A 17,743-nucleotide genomic window follows, 5' to 3' on the forward strand; every position below is an offset into this window, starting at 1 on the left:
TTGTAGCAACGGTGCAAGACGCGCCGATGACAGCGCGCGGGAACATCAGAAACGCACATCCGCCTTCATGCCAACCACCACCGCACCCTTGCGCGAGGTGAATCCGCCGGGGTGGCGGACAAACTGGATACCGGGCTGCAGATCAACGCCGACCAGCGGCTTCCAGCCGTAGAACACTTCGGCCATATGCTCGCGACGCGCGGACGCCGTGCCAACACCTTGCTGGCCAGAACGCGCAGCACGTGGATTGACCCGGGTGGTTGCCAGGCCAATGCCGATCCGATCGTCAGGCCGCGTGTGCATCAGTCCGGTCTGGATCAACTGCACGTTGAACATCTGATCGATATCGCCGGTACGCCGGTCGCCTTGTGCGAACGCCACCTGGCCACGCAGCCCGGACCGTTCGTTGGCGCCACTGCCGCGCGTCAACTGCTGCTGCGCGCTGGCCCAGCCGCCGTAGGCCCCCGTGCGCAGTTCCTGCTGCTGCGACATTCCCTCGGCAGGAAGCCGCTGCACCGCATCGGCGCGCCGTGCACTGCTGTACCAGCCACCCACTGCGTAATGACCACTACGGCCGTCGAAGGTGGGCTCCCAGCCCAGCTCCAGCGGCGTCAGCGTGCCCACCGTTCCAGAGGGTGCAAACCGCAGTCCGCCGCCTTGGGTGTCGGCGTAACGCGGATTGACCTGATACGCCCCTGCACGCACGTACACCTCCTGCACGGGCCGCCAGGTGAACACGCCGCCCCATTGACTGATAGGTGAGTTGAACCAGTAGTCGCCGCCGAACACGGCGGGCTGACTGCCGCAGAGCGCGAGATTCATGGCGATGCAGTCCAGCGCGTTGAAGTCATCACCGACCGATACCCTGCCGAGCTTCAGGTCGAACTGGCCGTCGGCAGACTGCTTCGCCAGCCACAGGCTGCGCAGCCGTGCGATGTTGCCGCGCCCATAGATTTCCTGGTTCTGCAGCAGGCTGCCCAGCCCCGCCCGTTCTGTCAGGTTGTGTCCGTCGCGCAGCGATAGCGATGCAGCAGCGCGCGTGCCCTCCCAGCCCCACAGACGCTGCAGGTCGAACTGTCCGCTGGCCGATAACTGGCCGGCGTGCGCCGAGGTGTGGCGTAAACCGCCAGACAGGTTGCGTGCGGCTTCGACGGTATAGCCCATGTCCAGCTCGATTCCGTCGCTGGCGAGCCGCTCGCGTGCCCCGTTCCAATCCCCCGTGATGCCCTGTGCCGCCACGGCTACCCCACAGCTTCCGGTGGCGGACATCAGAATGAGGCACCTCAGGGCGCCGTGAGGGATCAGAGGCTTCTTCATTGAAATTTCCTTGCTGCGAGGAGCCTCAACGTGGCATGCCCGCGCGCGCCCTCGCGGCGCGTAAACGCGCGGACTGCGAAGCAGGTCACAGCCCTTGCCGCTAAAGGCGTAAACACGCAAAGTCCGCTGTCGCTTTCCGCGGTGCGCACCTCGCCAACCACGACATGCCCGCGCAGTCGGCGGCGTGATGGCGGCGCTTGATTAACGGATCGGGAACCACCGGCAACCTGTGATGAACCGCACACTCTGTGGTGAGGGCGCCGTTGACGGCAGACTCGCAAAGCGCGCTCTAGCCTCGCGGGTGATGATCGATATCCCCACCCTGCTCGGCTTCAGCGCCGCAGTCCTGGTTTCCATTGCGATCCTGTTGCTGCTGACCCGGCCTCGGGGTGGCGCGCGCCTGTGGCTTGCCATGCCATTCCTGGCCGGCGCGTGCTGCTGTGCCCTGCTGTTGTGGCCCGCACTCAAGCAGGCGCCGGCGGCCGGCTACATTGGCACCTTCTTCGCGTTGCTGGCGTTTGCAGCAGGTTGGCAGGGCATCCGATCCATCTTCCACCTGCCGCCACGCTGGGGCCTGCTGCTCGCGCCGCCGCTGTGCTGGCTGGTTTTGGTAGCGGCAGTGTTCGGTCCCGGCGAGATGTCATCGTTGAACGCGGCGGGGCGCGCCGCGCTTGCGGCGCTTTACTGTGGTCTGTCGGCGGTCACGCTGGTCCAGCGCCGCGACCCCGCACTGCCGTCGGCGCGGCTGCTGGCGCGCATCCTCATGGCGTCGGCCGCCCTGGCCGCCGTCGCGATGACCCTGTCGCCCTGGCTGCCGGAGCCACTGGGTGCCGGCGCGCCGCGCACGTGGGCCGTGGCGGTATTCAGCGGCATTGTGCTGATCGATGTGCTGCTGGTCTGCGGACTGATGGTTGCGGTGCTGAAGGAACAGGCGGCCAGCCGCCTCTACGACGAGGCCACGCGTGACCCGTTGACCGGGTTGTACAACCGACGTCTGCTGGATGAAAAACTGGGCATCTGGGATCAGGAGGACCGTGTCAGCGGGACCGTGCGCGCGGCGTTGTTCTTCGATATCGATCAGTTCAAGACCATCAACGACCGCTTCGGCCACGACATGGGTGACAAGGTGATCTGCCAGGCCGCGAGGGCGGCGGAGCAGGCGGTGCGCCGCGACGACCTGATCTTTCGTTACGGCGGCGAAGAGTTCCTGTGCATCCTGCCCGACTCGAGCCTGAAAGCCGGGATGGCCGCAGCGGAACGCCTTCGCTCCACCTTCGAGCGCTCTGCCCAGGAGGTAGCCGGGCACCGCATCGATGCGACGCTCAGCGTAGGCGTGGCCATCAGCCAAGGCCGCCGTTCGAACGCGGGTGCCTTGGTGGCCGCAGCGGATCGGCAGATGTACCGCGCCAAGCACGCAGGCCGCAACCGTGTGATGGGCAGCGACGGCGACTGACCTCTGTATGTTGATTGGCGCCGGATGGGCGTCACCCGTACCAGCGCACCACATGCGCAGGCAGCCACGGTCGCGGATCGATGTCGAGCGCCGCGTACGCGTCGAGCTGGTCACGCAACGCGTTTTCCACGGAGGGAGTGCGGTAGCGCAGGCTTTCTTCTTCCGGTAGTTGTGCGGCGGCCCAGTCGTGCAGCCGGTCCACCCGTTGCAGCATCACCTGATGCAGCCACGGACGCAGGGCGTACACGTGGTGACCATGATCGGCCAGTCCCGCCACGGCATCGGCCAGCAGCGCGTTAGCCCCCCGCACCCACTCGGTCTTCCCACCGGCCTTTTCCTGCACGGTGAGTGGCGACGGCGCCTTGTGCAGGGCCAAGGGACGCCGCAGTTGCAACTCCAGGTCGCGCGCATCGCGCTGCGTCTCCGCCTCCACCAACCATCCCGCTTCCAGATCGAAGAACTCGAACCACCGCCGGTGCAGCGCACTGATGCGGCCCAGCGGATCGCGCGAGAAGCCGATCTTGCAGAAGTCCTCCCATGCGCAGGGAAATACATAGGCGAACCAGTGCCCATCCGTTCGCAGGTTCATGGCGCGGGCTGGCAGACGGGGCAGAAGAACGCGCGGCGCTGCGTGGTACCAAGATACTGCTTGCTGATGGGTCCGCCGCACTGCGGACAGATGCGCCGGGTATGCACCTGCCAGTGCTTCTTGAGCTCGAACGCCTTCTTCCATGCCAGGAAATCAAAGCTGTAGTCGCGGGCCTGCGCAATCACCTGGCCCAGCCTGCGTGGCGCGATCGCGTGAATCGGTGTGGCGGGATGCACGCGCGTACGGAACAGCACCTCGTTCTTGATGATGTTGCCTACGCCGGCAAAGATCGACTGGTCCAGCAACGCATCGCAGATCAACGTGTCCGGCTGGGCCTTCAAGCGGCGGCGCGCAAGCCGGGGATCCCACTGCGGGCTCATCACATCGGTCCGCCAGTCGTAGGCATCGTCCAGGTCGCCTTCGATGTACTTCAACGAACACGTGTAGAGATTCAGCTCGCCGTTGTCGAACACAAGCGACGCACGTGCCGGGTTCGGCTTGCGCTCATCGATCCGCCAAGTACCAAACATCAGCAGGTGCGCGCGCAGGCTGAAGCCACGGAACTCAAGCAGGAAGTGCTTGCCCCAACTGCGCACGGACACGATCCGGCGGCCCTCCATGCGCGACAGGTCCAGGCTGCTGTTGCCGCTGGCATGGCGCACGGTCTTGTTGCGGAAATGCGCTGCGGCATCGCGCAGGATGACGATGGAGGGACCTTCAGGCATCTTCCTGCTCCAGGAAGGCCTGCAGCCGCAGGGCGTTGTCGATCGCAAAGCCGTGCGCGGTGTTGTCGAAGATCACCCAGCACGGCGTACCCGGGGTGGTGCTTGCGCGAAGCTGGCCGGCCAGTTGCTGCAGCGCCTCGTCGCTGTACGCGCTGTAGTAGATGCGCGGGCTGCCGTGCCAGCGCCAGTATGCCCACGCCGGACGGGCGGCGGGAACCGCACCGGCCGGAACGCGCGGGGGATCCACGCCAACCCGGCTGATGTCATGGCGTTGCAGCAAGGCATCGGCTTCAGGCAGGAACCAGCTGGGGTGGCGCGGCTCGCAGGCTACCGGCAGCGCTGTACGCCGGCGCAGCATCGCAAAGAACGTCGACGCCACACGTGCATCGAACGATAGCGCCGGCGGTAGCTGCAGCAGCAGACCGCCCAGATGGTCATCCAGATGGAGCGCTTCGCCCAGAAAACGGTCCAGCGGCGCACCCACCCCGCGCAACGCCAGCTCATGTGAAATGAGCTTGGGGACTTTGACCGAAAAACGGAAGTCTGGCGGTACGGCCGCCGCCCAGCGCGCATAGGTCGCCGGCTGATGGGGGCGATAGAACGAGGAGTTGATTTCCGCGACGCTCACGCGTGTAGCGTAGCGCTGCAACGCGCTGGCGCCTTCGCCGAAGCGATCTGCGTAGCGGCTGGGAATCGACCAACCGGCGCAACCTATCCGCACTGCCGATGCCACCGTCCGCTCTCCTCTGTTGGTGATTGACCAAGGTAAAGCGTCCGCCGCCGCGCGTTACGGAACGGCGAAGCCCTGTGAAGCCGCAGCTGATGCGGGGCCTGGGTATCAAGCCGTGCTCGGCGGAATGGTCCTGCCGACGGACCGCTGCGCTCGCCGACCATGGGTCGGCGCTACCGATGGCGGCGCTGTGGTAGCGCCGAGCCGTGCTCGGCGGAATGGTCCTGCCGACGGACCGCTGCGCTCGCCGACCATGGGTCGGCGCTACCGATGGCGGGGGTCCACACGCTCCCTGTTGACCGGCCCGCTACGCCGTCCGGTGCATGCTGCGCCCATGTTCGAATTCACTGACGAATCCTGGTCCGTCCTGCCGCGCGACTTCTACAGGCGCCATCCGGCGGCGGTGGCCCCGGAACTGCTGAACAAGATCCTGGTCAGCGCGGACGGACGCGCGGCACGGATCGTCGAAGTGGAGGCCTACGCCGGCAGCGAAGATCCCGCGGCGCACTCATTCCGCGGCATGACCGCACGAAACGCCACCATGTTCGGCGCGCCCGGGCACCTGTACGTGTACTTCACCTACGGCATGCACTGGGGCAGCAACGCGGTGTGTGGCGAAGTGGGGGAAGGTGTGGGCGTACTGCTGCGTGCGGCTGAGCCCTTGCAGGGCATTGAGGCGATGCAGCTATCACGGCCCAAGGCGAAACGCGAGCGCGATCTGGCCAGTGGGCCCGGCAAACTGTCGCAGGCATTCGCGATCACGCGCGCCCTGGACGGTGCCGACCTGGTTACGGCCGACAGAGGCATCACGATCGTGGACGATGGCACGCCGCCGCCGTCGCACCCGGTCGTCGGACCGCGCATCGGCATCAGCCGCGCGATCGAGTTGCCGTGGCGCTGGCACGTACGGGACAACCCGCACGTCTCGGTGCGTCCACCGCGAAAGGCCTGATGGGTCGCAACGCCCGGTAGCGCAGAGCCACGCTCGGCGGACTGTTCCCGCCGACGGCCCGCTGCGCTCGCCGAGCACGGCTCGGCGCTACCGATGCCCGCGATTCTCCGTAGGGCAGAGCCACGCTCGGCGGACTGTTCCCGCCGACGGTCCGCTGCGCTCGCCGAGCATGGCTCGGCGCTACCGGTACCCGAGACGCTCGCTCATCCCTCCCATGACAAGCCGCGCGGTGCATTACGGAAACCTGCTGCGCGCAGGGCATCGGTGATCGGCCCGCGACCGATCACCTCATCGTTGATGAGATCCAGGGTGAACGACAACCGCTTGCCCCGTCGCAGTGCGATGGCCACCGCCTGTGCCGCACTGGTCACCATCGCGGCGTGCGCAGGGTCATCGCCCTCGAAGAAGGTGAGCAGATTGCGTCCGCCCTGTGCCAAGTACATGCGCAGCTGCCCTGCGCCGATCACCACCAGTGCACCGGCGCGGCGCACGGGCCGTTGCCGTGCCGGGTGCGCCGGCCAAGGCAGCACCGTCCCATAAGGATTGGCAGGGTCGAGTACCGAAAGTCCAATAGCAACGTCCCTTCCCGCGGATACGCTGTCTTCGGCGAACTCGCGGAGCCGATCCACGCTGCCGCGCTCCGCGAACTGCGCGCCGCCCAAGCCGTGCACGAAGCGTCCGCGCAGCACGCGCCCCGCATCCTCCATCCCCCGATAGACCTGTTGCAAGGCGGGGAAACCCCCTGCGATGCCCTCGGCCACTGCCGCGCCCCGGGTGACCACCCCGTGGCGATCCAGCAGCGCATCAGCCAGTGATACTGCACGCACGGTATCGCTGGCGGAGCCGCGCTGCAGCAACGACCAGCGACCCGCCAACGACGGGGCATCGTATGTAGCCGGCCCCTGCACCCCAACGGACGCAGCCGGCCCGCTGTCTGCCATCTGGAATCCGGCAAAGCCACGGCGTCGACGCGACACACTGGCGGCACGGATGCGCGATTGCACACGCGCCCCGGACAGCGCGCGCAGTGGCGCCCAGATGTCCGTCGTCAGTTGTCCTGTCCAGACCAGATCCCACAGCGCGGCATGCAGGTTTTCAGGCGACAGCTCCACGCATGGCGAACCGTCGGGGTCGGTCTGCATGCGCGCATGCACGCCCGCCGCAAGCTGCCGCGCGAAGAACGCACCGCCCCCCTCCAGCACGGACAGGATCAACTGGTGCAGGGGCGATGCCGTATCTGCTTCCGCGCCACCAGATGCTGCAGGCAGCGTCTCGGCGGCCACCTCCTGCAGGTGGAGCGAGACCAGCCCGTCGTCGTCACCCAGCCTGCCGTGCCCACACCACAGCACCGCGCCCGTGGCCAGCAACTCATCCAGCAACGCGGGGACATAGTCCCGAACACGGGCAGGCAGGATCTGGTTTTCCCAGATGGATATCGGCAACGGCACGCCGGCCAGCTGCTCGACCACGCGCACTACTCCGTCCACGCCCTCCATCGTCCCTTCACTGGCGCCGACATCGGGCAGAGCGGCATGTCCCACCGCGCCGCTCATCACGCCGTGCCGTTCGAGCAGCAACCGCGCGTACGCGTCCCCGGGCACGGGGCGGGTGGCCTCACGCGCTGCCTGCAGCGAGCGCACGCGCAGCCGCCGGAAGACGTCTTCGCTCACCCACTCGTGATACGCCAACGGACTGATGTCCGTGCAGGCAGCAGCACCCGCTGCGACATTCACCGTGCCGAACGTGCCGCTCAACACCTTGCCCTGCTCGCCGAGACGAGACAATGCCGCATCGGCTACTACAACGCCCAGGCCGAATCGCTCGGCCACGTCCGCAGTGAAAAACGGGGCGCGCGTACGCGCGTAGCGTGCAATCAGTTCCCCCAGCGGATCAGCGCTGGGCGTGCGGAAGGCCTCCGGCACATCGGCGGGCAAGACACTGCCCAACGCATCGCGCAGCTTCCCTGCATCTTCCACTGCGGCCCAGTACGCCGTGCCCGCGATGCGTACCGGCAGCGCGCGGCGCTCGTCATGCAGCAGTTGTATGAAGGCTTCGGCGCTGCCATCGCCATCCTGCAGGCGCGCACCGATCTCTTCCGTGGTCAGCGGACCCAGCTCACGCAGCAGATCGGCGACGCCCTCCTTGCCCTTGGCCAGGCGATCGGCAGCGAGCCGTTGCAGTTCATCGCCGACGCGCTGCACGACGGCGGTGTCCAGCAGTTCGCCGACATCCACCTGGCCCAGCAGGTCGCCCAGCAGCCCACTGTCCAGCGACAGGATGGACGCGCGGCGCTCCGCCAGTGGCACATCGGTGCCGTACATGAACTCGGCTACGTAGCCGAACAGCAGGTTGGCCGCGAACGGCGACGGCACCTCGGTGGTGACCTCGGCGATCTGTACTGCGCCGTCCACCAGGCGCTGCATGAGCGCACCAAGCGCCTGCAGATCATAGACATCCTGCAGACACTCGCGGGCGGTTTCGATCAGGATCGGGAAATCCGGATAGGCACGCGCCACGTCCAGGAGCTGCCCCGCACGGAGGCGTTGCTGCCACAGGGGTGAACGCCGACCGGGGGTCCGCCGCGGGAGCAGCAAGGCACGCGATGCACACTCGCGGAACCGCGCGGCAAACAGGGCCGAGCCACCCACTGCCGCCGTGACGCTGCGCTGCAGGGCATCGGGATCGAACAGGAACAGCTCCGCCCCCGGCACACGCCCCGTACTGTCCGGGATACGCGCCATGATGCCGTCTTCGCTCGCCACCACCGACGGATCCACGTGCCAGCGCTCACGGATACGTTCGGCAATGGCCAATGCCCACGGATCGTGCACGCGGCGTCCATAGGGCGAGTGCAGCATCACCCGCCAATCGCCCAGCTCATCGCGGCAGCGCTCCACCACCAGCTGCCGGTCGGTTGGCAGCACGCCGGTCGCCTCGCGCTGTTCTTTCAGCAGGCTGAGCATGTTCTTGATCGCACGCGCATCCAGACCGCATGCCTGCAGCCGCGAGGCGAGCGCTTCCGGCAACGCGCCGTCGGCACGTGCAGCCGGTTCGAGCGCTGCGAAAAAGGCACCGATGGCCAGGCCGAGCTCGGCCGGCCGTCCCGCGTTCTCGCCGCGCCAGAAAGGCAGGCGTGCAGAGCGGCCTGGGGCCGGGGTCACGATCACCTGGTCGTGGGTGATCTGCTCCACCCGCCACGAGGTGGCGCCGAGCGTGATCACATCGTTGACCCGCGACTCGTGCACCATTTCCTCGTCAAGCTCACCCACACGGCGCGAGCCCGCGCGCTCCTCGCCTTCCGGGAGCACCACGCTGAACATGCCGCGATCCGGAATCGTGCCGCCGCTGGTGATCGCCAGTTGCTTCGCACCGGGCCGCGCGGTCAGCTGGCCGCTGTCCCGGTTCCACACCACCTTCGGACGAAACCCGGCGAAGTCGTCCGACGGATAGCGGCCTGCCAGCATGTCCAGCACCGCATCAAAGGCACTGCGTGGCAGTTCGCGATACGGCGCTGCGCGACGCACGCAGGCATACCACGCATCCACATCGAGCGGATCCATCGCGACTGCGGCCACCGTCTGCTGGGCCAGCACATCCAACGGATTGCGCGGCGGATCCACTGCCTCGATGCGACCGGCCAGCATGCTGTCCACGATCACCGCCGCATCGATCAGATCGCGACGTGTGCGTGGGTAGACGAAGCCGGTGGACACGCCCCCGACCTGATGACCGGCACGGCCCACCCGCTGCAAGGCGCTGGCCACCGACGGCGGCGCGGCCACCTGGATCACCAGGTCCACCAGCCCCATGTCGATACCCAGTTCCAGACTGGACGTCGCCACCACGCAGCGCAGTTCACCGGACTTGAGCGCGACCTCGATCTCACGACGCTGTTCTTTGCTCACCGACCCGTGGTGGGAACGCGCGATCAACGGCTCCGCACCGTCCGAACGCCCGGACGTGCCGCCATTGAAGGAACCGTAGGCTGTAGCCTGCAGGCCGCGTGCCGGTTGTTCACCTGCGGCCTGCGCAAGGCGCTCCGCGTACAGGGCGTTGAGGCGCGCCGTGAGCTTTTCCGCCACACCGCGCGAGTTGGCGAAGACGATCGTCGAGCGCCAGCGCAGCACCTCATCCAGGATGCTGGCCTCCACGTGCGGCCAGATCGAGCCCACCCGTGACGACTGCTCGCGGCCACCCGCCGCGGGCCCGTGCGTGGGCAGGTCGGCCATGTCGTCCACCGGCACCACGATGCGCATCGCCAGATGCCGCGGAGACGGTGGCTGCACGACGCGTACCGGCCGGTCGCCGCCGAGGAAGCGTGCGACTTCGTCGACAGGGCGAACCGTTGCCGACAGGCCGATACGCTGCGCAGGTGACGGCAGCAGCGCCTCCAGCCGCTCCAGGCTCAGCGCGAGATGTGTACCGCGCTTGGTGCCGGCGACCGCATGGATCTCGTCGATGATGACCGTATGCACATTGCGCAAGGTGTCCCGTGCCTTCGACGTGAGCATCAGGAACAGCGATTCGGGCGTGGTGATCAGGATGTCCGGGGGGCGGCGCAGCAGGCGGGCGCGCTCGGCCGGGGTAGTGTCGCCACTTCGGATCGCGACGCTGAGGTCCACTTCCGGATCACCGCGGCGTGCACGCTCGGCACGCACGCCCTGCAGCGGGATCTGCAGGTTCCGCTGCACGTCCGAGCCCAATGCCTTGATCGGCGAGATGTACAGCACGCGGGTAGCGGCGCGGTCAGGGGCGGGCACGGTTTCGGCCGAACGTGCCTGCTGGTCGCGCTCGGTGAACAGCTGGTCGATGGCGTGCAGGAAGGCGGCCAGTGTCTTGCCCGATCCCGTCGGCGCGATCACCAACGTGTGCTGGCCCTCGCTGATGGCTTGCCACGCCTGTACCTGTGCGGGGGTGGCGGCCGGAAAGGCGTGAGCAAACCACGCGCGCGTGGCGGGACCAAAGACTTCAGGAAGTGCGTCGAGGGGGCTGGACATGTCCCCATTATGCGAGCGGCCGCGTGCAGGCCGGCATGACGGGGCTGCTGCGTCGGGTGCCGGTGGACCCGACCGCTGCTCGCGTTACCTTGGACACTGGGGCGGCGGTTATATAGCAACTAGGCTGCGCTGCATGCACCGCCCGGTGCCTTGCGGACGCCCTGCCATGACGATTGCCTGGAAACTGACTTCGCTGCTGCTCGCAGCCGCACCGCTTGATGCATTCGCCGCCGAGCAATGGATCATCGGCACCGACCTGTGGGGCAACACGAGCTACCAGACACTGCAGTTGGACACCCACGGGGAACGCCTGCAGGGCACGCTGGATGGTGACGCGGTGGCAGGGTCGCGCACAGACGGCGGCTTTTCCTTCACTGTCACGGACAAGGAGGGTCAGGTCAGCCACTACCGCGGTCGCATCGACGACGCGCGGATGCGTGGGGAGAGCGATCAGCCGGACACCAATGATCGCGCAGCTCGCGCCGCCCACGCGTTCACCGGTTGGCGTGTCCCGGATCGCACGCAGTCCGCGCCGCAGGTGCATCGGTTCACGCCAACGGATTATTCCAATACCTTCAGTGCGGATCGTCCGCCGGTACTGGTCATCCATCCCGGCGATTCCGTGCAGACCCGCACGCTGGATTCGGGTGGCGTAGACGAGCGGGGCATCACCCGGGCGCTGTACGGCAATCCCCAGGTCGGCCCGTTCTTTGTTGTCGGCGCAGAAGCCGGCGACACCCTGGCAATCACCTTGGTGTCGTTGAAGCTCAACCGCGATTACGCCGACAGCCTAGACGGCCTCGTCGACCGTCTGAAGACTGCTCGCGTAGCCGGTGAAGCTTCTGCGCTGGGCAAGCCGGTACGCTGGCAGTTGGACCGTGCGCGTGGCATCGCCCGTCCACAGGGGGCCTCCGGCGCACTCAAGGCTTTCGAGGTGCCGGTGAAGCCGATGCTGGGTGGGCTGGCACTGGCCCCGGGGTTCGGCTATCCCCCGATCTCCACGGGCGACACCCATGTGTTCGGCGGCAACATGGACTTCAATGCGGTTGTCGAAGGCAACACGGTGTTCCTGCCCGTGCAGCAGCCCGGCGCCTTGTTGTACCTGGGCGATGGGCATGCGTTGCAGGGTGATGGCGAGACCACGCAGTGGGCGCTGGAGACCTCGCTGGATGTCATCGTGAAGGTGGACCTGGTGAAGCGACAGTCCATCGCGACCCCGCGCGTTGAATCCCCGACCCAGCTGATGGCGCTGGGGCAAGGCGGCTCCAGCGACGACGCCCTGCGTCTTGCTACGGCCGGCATGCTGCAATGGCTCCGACAGTCCTATGGATTGACGCTGTCTGAGGCGACGCAGGTGCTTGGCGTGGCCGTGCAGTACAACGTGGCCAACCTGGCCGGACGGAGCGTGGGCGTGGCCGCGAAGATCGACAAGACAGTGCTGCGGACACTGACGCCCGTGACTGCTCCGGCGAAGTAACGCATGGCCGTGCTCGGCGGCTTTCCGGTCCGGTGCAAGGGTGCCTGACCCAGGCCGCTGCGCTCGCCGAGCGTGGCTCGGCGCTACCACCGCGCTCCGCCGACACCTGGTAGCGCCGAGCCGTGCTCGGCGGCTTTCCGGTCCGGTGCACGGGTGCCTGACGCAGGCCGCTGCGCTCGCCGAGCGTGGCTCGGCGCTACCACCCAGCTCCGCCGTCACTTCGTAACGCCTGGCCGTGCGCGGCGGCTTTCCGGTCCGGTGCACGCACGCCTGATGCAGGCCGCTGCGCTCGCCGAGCGTGGCTCGGCGCTACCACCCCGCTCCGCCGCCACCTGGTAGCGCCGAGCCGTGCTCGGCGGCTTGCCGGTCCGGTGCACGGGCGCCTGATGCAGGCCGCTGCGCTCGCCGAGCGTGGCTCGGCGCTACCACCCCGCTCCGCCGTCACTTCGTAGCGCCGAGCCGTGCTCGGCGGCTTTCCGGTCCGGTGCACGCACGCCTGATACAGGCCGCTGCGCTCGCCGAGCGTGGCTCGGCGCTAACACCCCGCTCCGCCGCCACTTCGTAGCGCCGAGCCGTGCTCGGCGGCTTTCCGGTCCGGTGCACGGGCGCCTGACGCAGGCCGCTGCGCTCGCCGAGCGTGGCTCGGCGCTACCACCCCGCTCCGCCGTCACTTCGTAGCGCCGAGCCGTGCTCGGCGGCTTGCCGGTCCGGTGCGCGGGCGCCTGATGCAGGCCGCTGCGCTCGCCGAGCGTGGCTCGGCGCTACCACCCCGCTCCGCCGTCACTTCGTAGCGCCGAGCCGTGCTCGGCGGCTTTCCGGTCCGGTGCACGGGTGCCTGACGCAGGCCGCTGCGCTCGCCGAGCGTGGCTCGGCGCTACCCCCCCAACCGCCAGACTCAGCACACATTCGTTGCAGTACGGTTTAAGTTCTGTTAACTATTGCTGCAGCGCACCAGAACCTCTGGCACGCAAGGAGAACCAAGGAATGAAGACCTGACCTGACCCGAAATCCCACAATCCGACTGCAAGGTGCATGCATGAACTACCGCATTGGCAAGTGTGTTCACGCTCCGAAAGCCTTTTCGCCATTGGCATCTGCAGTACACGTGGCGCTGGCCACCGCCCTGTTGACCACCAGCTCCATCGCGGTGGCGCAGGACCGAAACACCTCACCTACCGCCGAAGCCGCCACCCTGGACACCGTGTCCGTGCTGGGCAGCCGTACCAAACCGCGCACCGTCTCATCGTCTGCCGTGCCGATCGACATCATCAGCGGTGACGAGTTCCGCAACCAGGGTGCCACCGACGCACTGGACCAGCTCAAGGTGCTGGTGCCGTCCTTCAACGTCAGCACGATCCCCATCGACGATGCCGCCAGCCTGGTGCGCCCGGCCAACCTGCGCGGCCTGCCGCCGGACAACACGCTGCTGCTGATCAACGGCAAACGCTTCCACCGCGCTGCGGTGATCACGTTCCTGGGGCATGGCTTGTCCGACGGTGCACAGGGTCCGGACCTGTCGGCGTTCCCGTCGCTGGCGCTGGAGCAGGTGGAGGTGCTGCGCGATGGTGCAGCGGCCCAGTACGGGTCGGATGCGATCGCGGGGGTGATCAACTTCGGCCTGAAGAAACTGCGCGAAGGCGGCAGCGCCGAGGTGTTCACCGGCAAGTACTACGAGGGCGATGGCCTGACCACGCAGTATTCGGCGCAGATCGGACTGCCACTGAGCGAGCGCGGCTTTGCCACGCTGACCGCTGAGTGGCGCAAGGCGGACGACACCTCGCGCAGTGTGCAGCGGGACGATGCCGGCGCCGCGGCGGCGGCCGGATACCCGGGCGTAGACGATCCCGCGCAGGTGTGGGGTTCACCGAAGGTCGACGATGACCTGAAGCTGGTCTACAACCTCGGTCTGTCCACCGATACGGTGGATTTCTATCTGTTCGGCAACTACGCCAAGCGCGATGTCGACGGTGGGTTCTACTACCGTGATCCAACGGCGCGCTCCGGGGTGTACTCCAACGATGGCGGCGATACCCTGCTGGTCGGCAACCTGACCGGTGCAGGCGCGTGCCCGACCATTGCACTGCGCGACGGTGCCGGCAACCTGCTGCCGTACAGCGGGGTCAGCGGCGCGGTCGCCGCCTTGCCCGCCAACTGCTACACCTTCCTGTCCAGCCTGCCTGGTGGCTTTACGCCGCGCTTCGGCGGCTCGCTGGAAGATACCTCGGTGGTTGCCGGGGCAAAGGGCACCTGGGACGAGTGGTACTGGGACGTCAGCGGGTCGTGGGGCCGCAACGACATCGACTTCGTCATCTACAACACGGTCAATGCATCGCTGGGCCCGAACCAGCCGGCCGGTCTCTCTTTCCGCCCCGGCGGCAATACCCAGACAGAAAAGAACCTCAACGTCGATGTCAGCCGCGATATTGCCACGACCTTCAGCAGCCAGCCGCTGCGGTTGGCCATGGGCGCGGAATGGCGCGAAGAAAGCTTCACGATCAGCCCGGGCGACGGACCGTCGACGGCCATCGGTCCACTGACCGACCAAGGCTTCGCCTTGGGTTCCAACGGCTTCAACGGGTTCAGTGCGCGAACGGCCGGCACCTTCGACCGACGCAACTGGGCGGCCTACGCCGATCTGGAAGCGCAGCTCACCGAACGCTTCCTGCTGGCCGGCGCACTGCGTTACGAGGACTACGATTCCTTCGGCAGTACCACCATCGGCAAGCTCACCGCGCGCTTCGACTTCACCCCGACGTTTGCCCTGCGTGGTGCAGTCAACACCGGCTTCCGTGCACCGACGCCAGGCCAGGCCAACATCAGCCAGATCAGCACGGTGTTCGGGGGGACGGCCCTGGAAGACATCGCCACGCTGCCGCCGACCGATCCGATCGCGCAGCTCAAAGGTGCACGACCGCTCACGCCGGAGGAGTCAACGAACATCTCGCTGGGCGCGGTGTGGACCGAGGGCGACTGGCTGGTCACCGTGGATGGTTACCAGATCAAGGTGGAGGACCGCATCGCCCTGAGCACCAGCTTCGCGGTAACGCCGGAAGAACGCGCAGCGCTGGTGGCCGGCGGCAACCCGGAAGCCGCGTCGATCTCGCAGGTGACCTACTTCGGCAACGCATTCGACACCACCACCACCGGCGTGGATCTGGTCACCAGCTATCGCAGCGACCATTTCGGTGGCACCACCACGTACTCGCTCGCCGCCAATTGGAACCGCACCGAGGTCGACCGCTACGACACCGACTTCATCGATGCGGCGCGCGTCTACAAGCTGGAGGAATCCCTGCCGAAGACAAAGGGCTACTTCAGCATCAACCACCAGCGTCAGATCTTCCATGCCAACCTGCGCTTGAACTATTACGGGTCGTGGTACGAAGACCATCTGGACAGTGGCGTGATCTCCGCAGCGGACGGCGGCCTGCCCATCCATGCCGGCAGCGCGCTGCTGGTGGATGCAGACGTGGGCTGGAACTTCGACTCTGGACTTTACTTCAGCGTCGGCGCGCAGAACCTGTTCGACCGCGTGCCCTCAAAGAATCCCTGGGCGGGCGTTGCCGGCGCCGAGTACCCGGTCCATTCACCGTATGGCTTCAACGGCGGGTTCTATTACGCGCGGGTGGGCTGGAAGTTCTAGGCCGTTCTTCCGGGAGGCAGGCGGCGGGCCAGGGAAGTGCCTGCCGCCTGTCTTATCCGCACGCCGCTCATCCGCATAGAGCCTGACTGGCAAGACGGCCGCACATGCCTCCTGCGTCCACCAAGCGCGATATCGAGCGAACGGCATGTCGCGGGCTGCACTCCGCCACCGTCTTTCACAGATTTCCTGATGGACGCGGGAGTGTGGGCTTACGCACGATGATGACGCTGGCGCCATCACGACGTCGGCCGGGATTGGCATCCTGTTTGTGCAACACGATTTGGCTCTGTTCTGCCCTCGGGGCACGGCGGAGAATGCACTGCATCGTCTTCCGGTCATACGGCGGGCGGTGTGTGGGGATCCCTGATCCGCCGGCCCTTTTTCGTGTTGTACACCGGTATGCCAACCCGCATCGCCCGCCACCCCGTGCTTCTGCGCGGGTGGCTTCAACGCACTGTGAGGTCGCTTGCATGAGCTCTTCCGATCTTCCCCCTACCCCGCCGCTGCGCCTGATCGCGTCGGCGGAAAACGCCGATCGTTCTACAGACGGCGTCAGCTCAGACCTGCAGCGGACCGGGCGCGTCGTTGTGTCCGTTCGCGTGCTGCGCGCCCTGGATGCCACCTTGGAAATTCTGCAGGCCGAGCATATCGCCCGATGCGATGGCGATATCGCTTCGCTATTGGGTGAGCATCTGACCGATGGCTTGCTGGTGGCCGCCCGCGAGCTGGTCAGGGCGTCGGCGAGTCCGCATCTGGATCGGCCGTGACGTTGTTCCCCAGCTGCCTGGACCGAAGCCCACCCGGCGGTCCAGCACGACCCTGCCGACCGCCGTCATCGGCTCTGCTCGTCCCTGACGCGGGCAAGTGCACCGTGATCGGAATCCCGTACACCGCGTGGACAACGCCGGGCCAATAGCCCACCAGCGGCAGCAGCGCCGCATCCCATGGAGGGCGCTGGGAGCGGGTGTCGCCCCATCGGACGCCCACGCAGGCCAACGCGGTGAACAGAAGCGCAAGGACGATACAGATCCCTCGCCGCCACTGAAGCCGCTGTGCCATCAGCGTGCCCATTGCCATTGTCGCCACGGGCACGGCGGCCCATAACAGCGTCACGCCCGCCTGGTGGGCCAATGGCTGCGCGTCGCCCCGTATCGCCGCCAACGCTGCAGCAAACAATGCACTCACGCACAACTGGAGGTAGAGCTCCAGCAATGGCCACCCGATGACACGGGGCGTCGCCCGCAGCCACAGCCGCTGCCCGACCAACCCTGCGACCATGCCCGCCATGTAGAACATTCCACCGTTGGGCGAGCGGGTGGTCATCAGTGCCAGGCAGGCGGTGCTGATCGCGAATGCGACGTACGTGCTTATCCGATAGCCCGGCAGTGACATGACGTTACCTTCCTTGGAGTACCTACCGCCGGGCTGGGCGCGCTGAAGCGGCGGCATCCAGCATCTGCAACCTGGTGGTTCTTGCTCTCAGCCTACCTGCCGAGTGCCGCATTGCTCAACGTCTGTACCGTCGCGCAGTTCTCGCATTTGACGACCAGTCCACCAAACAGCTGTTGGATGTCCCGCTCCTCGATGCACGTGATATGGCCACAGCGCTTGCATTCGGCATGGATGGTCTGCACAAACGCAATGGCGCCATCCGGTCCCTTTGCGGCTTGGAAATCTCTGATTCGGAATACGCCGGTGTCAATCATCAGGTCAGTCTCGAATGATCTGACCGCCAACGTAGCCAACCGCGCGTAAGGGGAGTTCCATGCCAGCGTGATCCCGGCATCAAGACGCGCCCGCCCTTCGACCGGGCAGAGATAAATCATTCAGGTTATTTCTATCGGTTATGAACGCGTTAAG

Annotated in this window: 12 protein-coding genes; 5 read left to right on the forward strand and 7 right to left on the reverse strand. The window is 66.7% G+C overall.

Going from position 1 to position 17,743, the window contains the following annotated elements:
• Window positions 1-45 precede the first annotated feature (45 nt).
• The gene (locus ICJ04_RS16025; protein WP_188325165.1) at window positions 46-1,269 is read right to left on the reverse strand and encodes a carbohydrate porin; all 1,224 of its coding nucleotides are present in this window, start codon (window positions 1,267-1,269) and stop codon (window positions 46-48) included.
• Between the two features lie 352 nt (window positions 1,270-1,621).
• Here ICJ04_RS16025 and ICJ04_RS16030 point away from each other — a divergent pair, with 352 nt between their 5' ends.
• Window positions 1,622-2,770: a GGDEF domain-containing protein gene (locus ICJ04_RS16030; RefSeq protein ID WP_188325166.1), complete on the forward strand. Its 1,149-nt coding sequence runs from the start codon at window positions 1,622-1,624 to the stop codon at window positions 2,768-2,770.
• A gap of 31 nt (window positions 2,771-2,801) precedes the next feature.
• On the opposite strand, the gene ICJ04_RS16035 is transcribed toward ICJ04_RS16030, so the two are convergent.
• Genes ICJ04_RS16035 through ICJ04_RS16045 form a run of 3 tightly spaced genes read right to left on the reverse strand, consistent with a single transcriptional unit; the run spans window position 2,802 to window position 4,817 of the window.
• Window positions 2,802-3,359, reverse strand: coding sequence for a GIY-YIG nuclease family protein (locus tag ICJ04_RS16035; protein ID WP_188325167.1), 558 nt, complete (start codon window positions 3,357-3,359; stop codon window positions 2,802-2,804).
• Window positions 3,356-4,084, reverse strand: coding sequence for a DNA-formamidopyrimidine glycosylase family protein (locus ICJ04_RS16040; RefSeq protein ID WP_188325168.1), 729 nt, complete (start codon window positions 4,082-4,084; stop codon window positions 3,356-3,358). Before ICJ04_RS16040 ends, ICJ04_RS16035 begins: the two co-directional genes overlap by 4 nt.
• Complete coding sequence (locus ICJ04_RS16045) at window positions 4,077-4,817, reverse strand: DUF72 domain-containing protein (protein WP_188325169.1); 741 nt, start codon at window positions 4,815-4,817, stop codon at window positions 4,077-4,079. The genes ICJ04_RS16040 and ICJ04_RS16045 overlap by 8 nt, the downstream gene beginning before the upstream one ends.
• Before the next feature lie 331 nt (window positions 4,818-5,148).
• Between ICJ04_RS16045 and ICJ04_RS16050 the strand changes: the two genes are divergently transcribed.
• Window positions 5,149-5,766, forward strand: coding sequence for a DNA-3-methyladenine glycosylase (locus ICJ04_RS16050; protein ID WP_223202920.1), 618 nt, complete (start codon window positions 5,149-5,151; stop codon window positions 5,764-5,766).
• A gap of 203 nt (window positions 5,767-5,969) precedes the next feature.
• On the opposite strand, the gene ICJ04_RS16055 is transcribed toward ICJ04_RS16050, so the two are convergent.
• Window positions 5,970-10,763: an ATP-dependent helicase gene (locus ICJ04_RS16055; protein WP_188325171.1), complete on the reverse strand. Its 4,794-nt coding sequence runs from the start codon at window positions 10,761-10,763 to the stop codon at window positions 5,970-5,972.
• A gap of 166 nt (window positions 10,764-10,929) precedes the next feature.
• On the opposite strand from ICJ04_RS16055, the gene ICJ04_RS16060 reads away from it, so the two are divergent.
• The 3 genes from ICJ04_RS16060 (at window position 10,930) to ICJ04_RS16070 (ending at window position 16,650) form a co-directional block, all read left to right on the forward strand.
• On the forward strand, window positions 10,930-12,240 hold the full coding sequence (locus tag ICJ04_RS16060) for an acetamidase/formamidase family protein (protein ID WP_188325172.1): 1,311 nt from the start codon (window positions 10,930-10,932) through the stop codon (window positions 12,238-12,240).
• Between the two features lie 1,036 nt (window positions 12,241-13,276).
• Window positions 13,277-15,883 (forward strand): TonB-dependent receptor, encoded by a 2,607-nt coding sequence (locus ICJ04_RS16065; RefSeq protein WP_188325173.1) that lies wholly within the window; start codon window positions 13,277-13,279, stop codon window positions 15,881-15,883.
• 470 nt (window positions 15,884-16,353) lie between these two features.
• Window positions 16,354-16,650, forward strand: a complete 297-nt coding sequence (locus tag ICJ04_RS16070; protein ID WP_188325174.1) for a hypothetical protein — start codon at window positions 16,354-16,356, stop codon at window positions 16,648-16,650.
• Here the strand turns inward: ICJ04_RS16070 and ICJ04_RS16075 are convergent.
• The gene (locus ICJ04_RS16075) at window positions 16,613-17,275 is read right to left on the reverse strand and encodes a hypothetical protein (RefSeq protein WP_188325175.1); all 663 of its coding nucleotides are present in this window, start codon (window positions 17,273-17,275) and stop codon (window positions 16,613-16,615) included. The two genes, ICJ04_RS16070 and ICJ04_RS16075, sit on opposite strands and share 38 nt — an antisense overlap.
• A gap of 92 nt (window positions 17,276-17,367) precedes the next feature.
• Window positions 17,368-17,709, reverse strand: a complete 342-nt coding sequence (locus ICJ04_RS16080) for a hypothetical protein (RefSeq protein WP_188325176.1) — start codon at window positions 17,707-17,709, stop codon at window positions 17,368-17,370.
• Window positions 17,710-17,743: the final 34 nt, after the last annotated feature.

Source organism: Stenotrophomonas sp. 169, assembly GCF_014621775.1.
In the GTDB taxonomy this organism is placed as follows: domain Bacteria; phylum Pseudomonadota; class Gammaproteobacteria; order Xanthomonadales; family Xanthomonadaceae; genus Stenotrophomonas.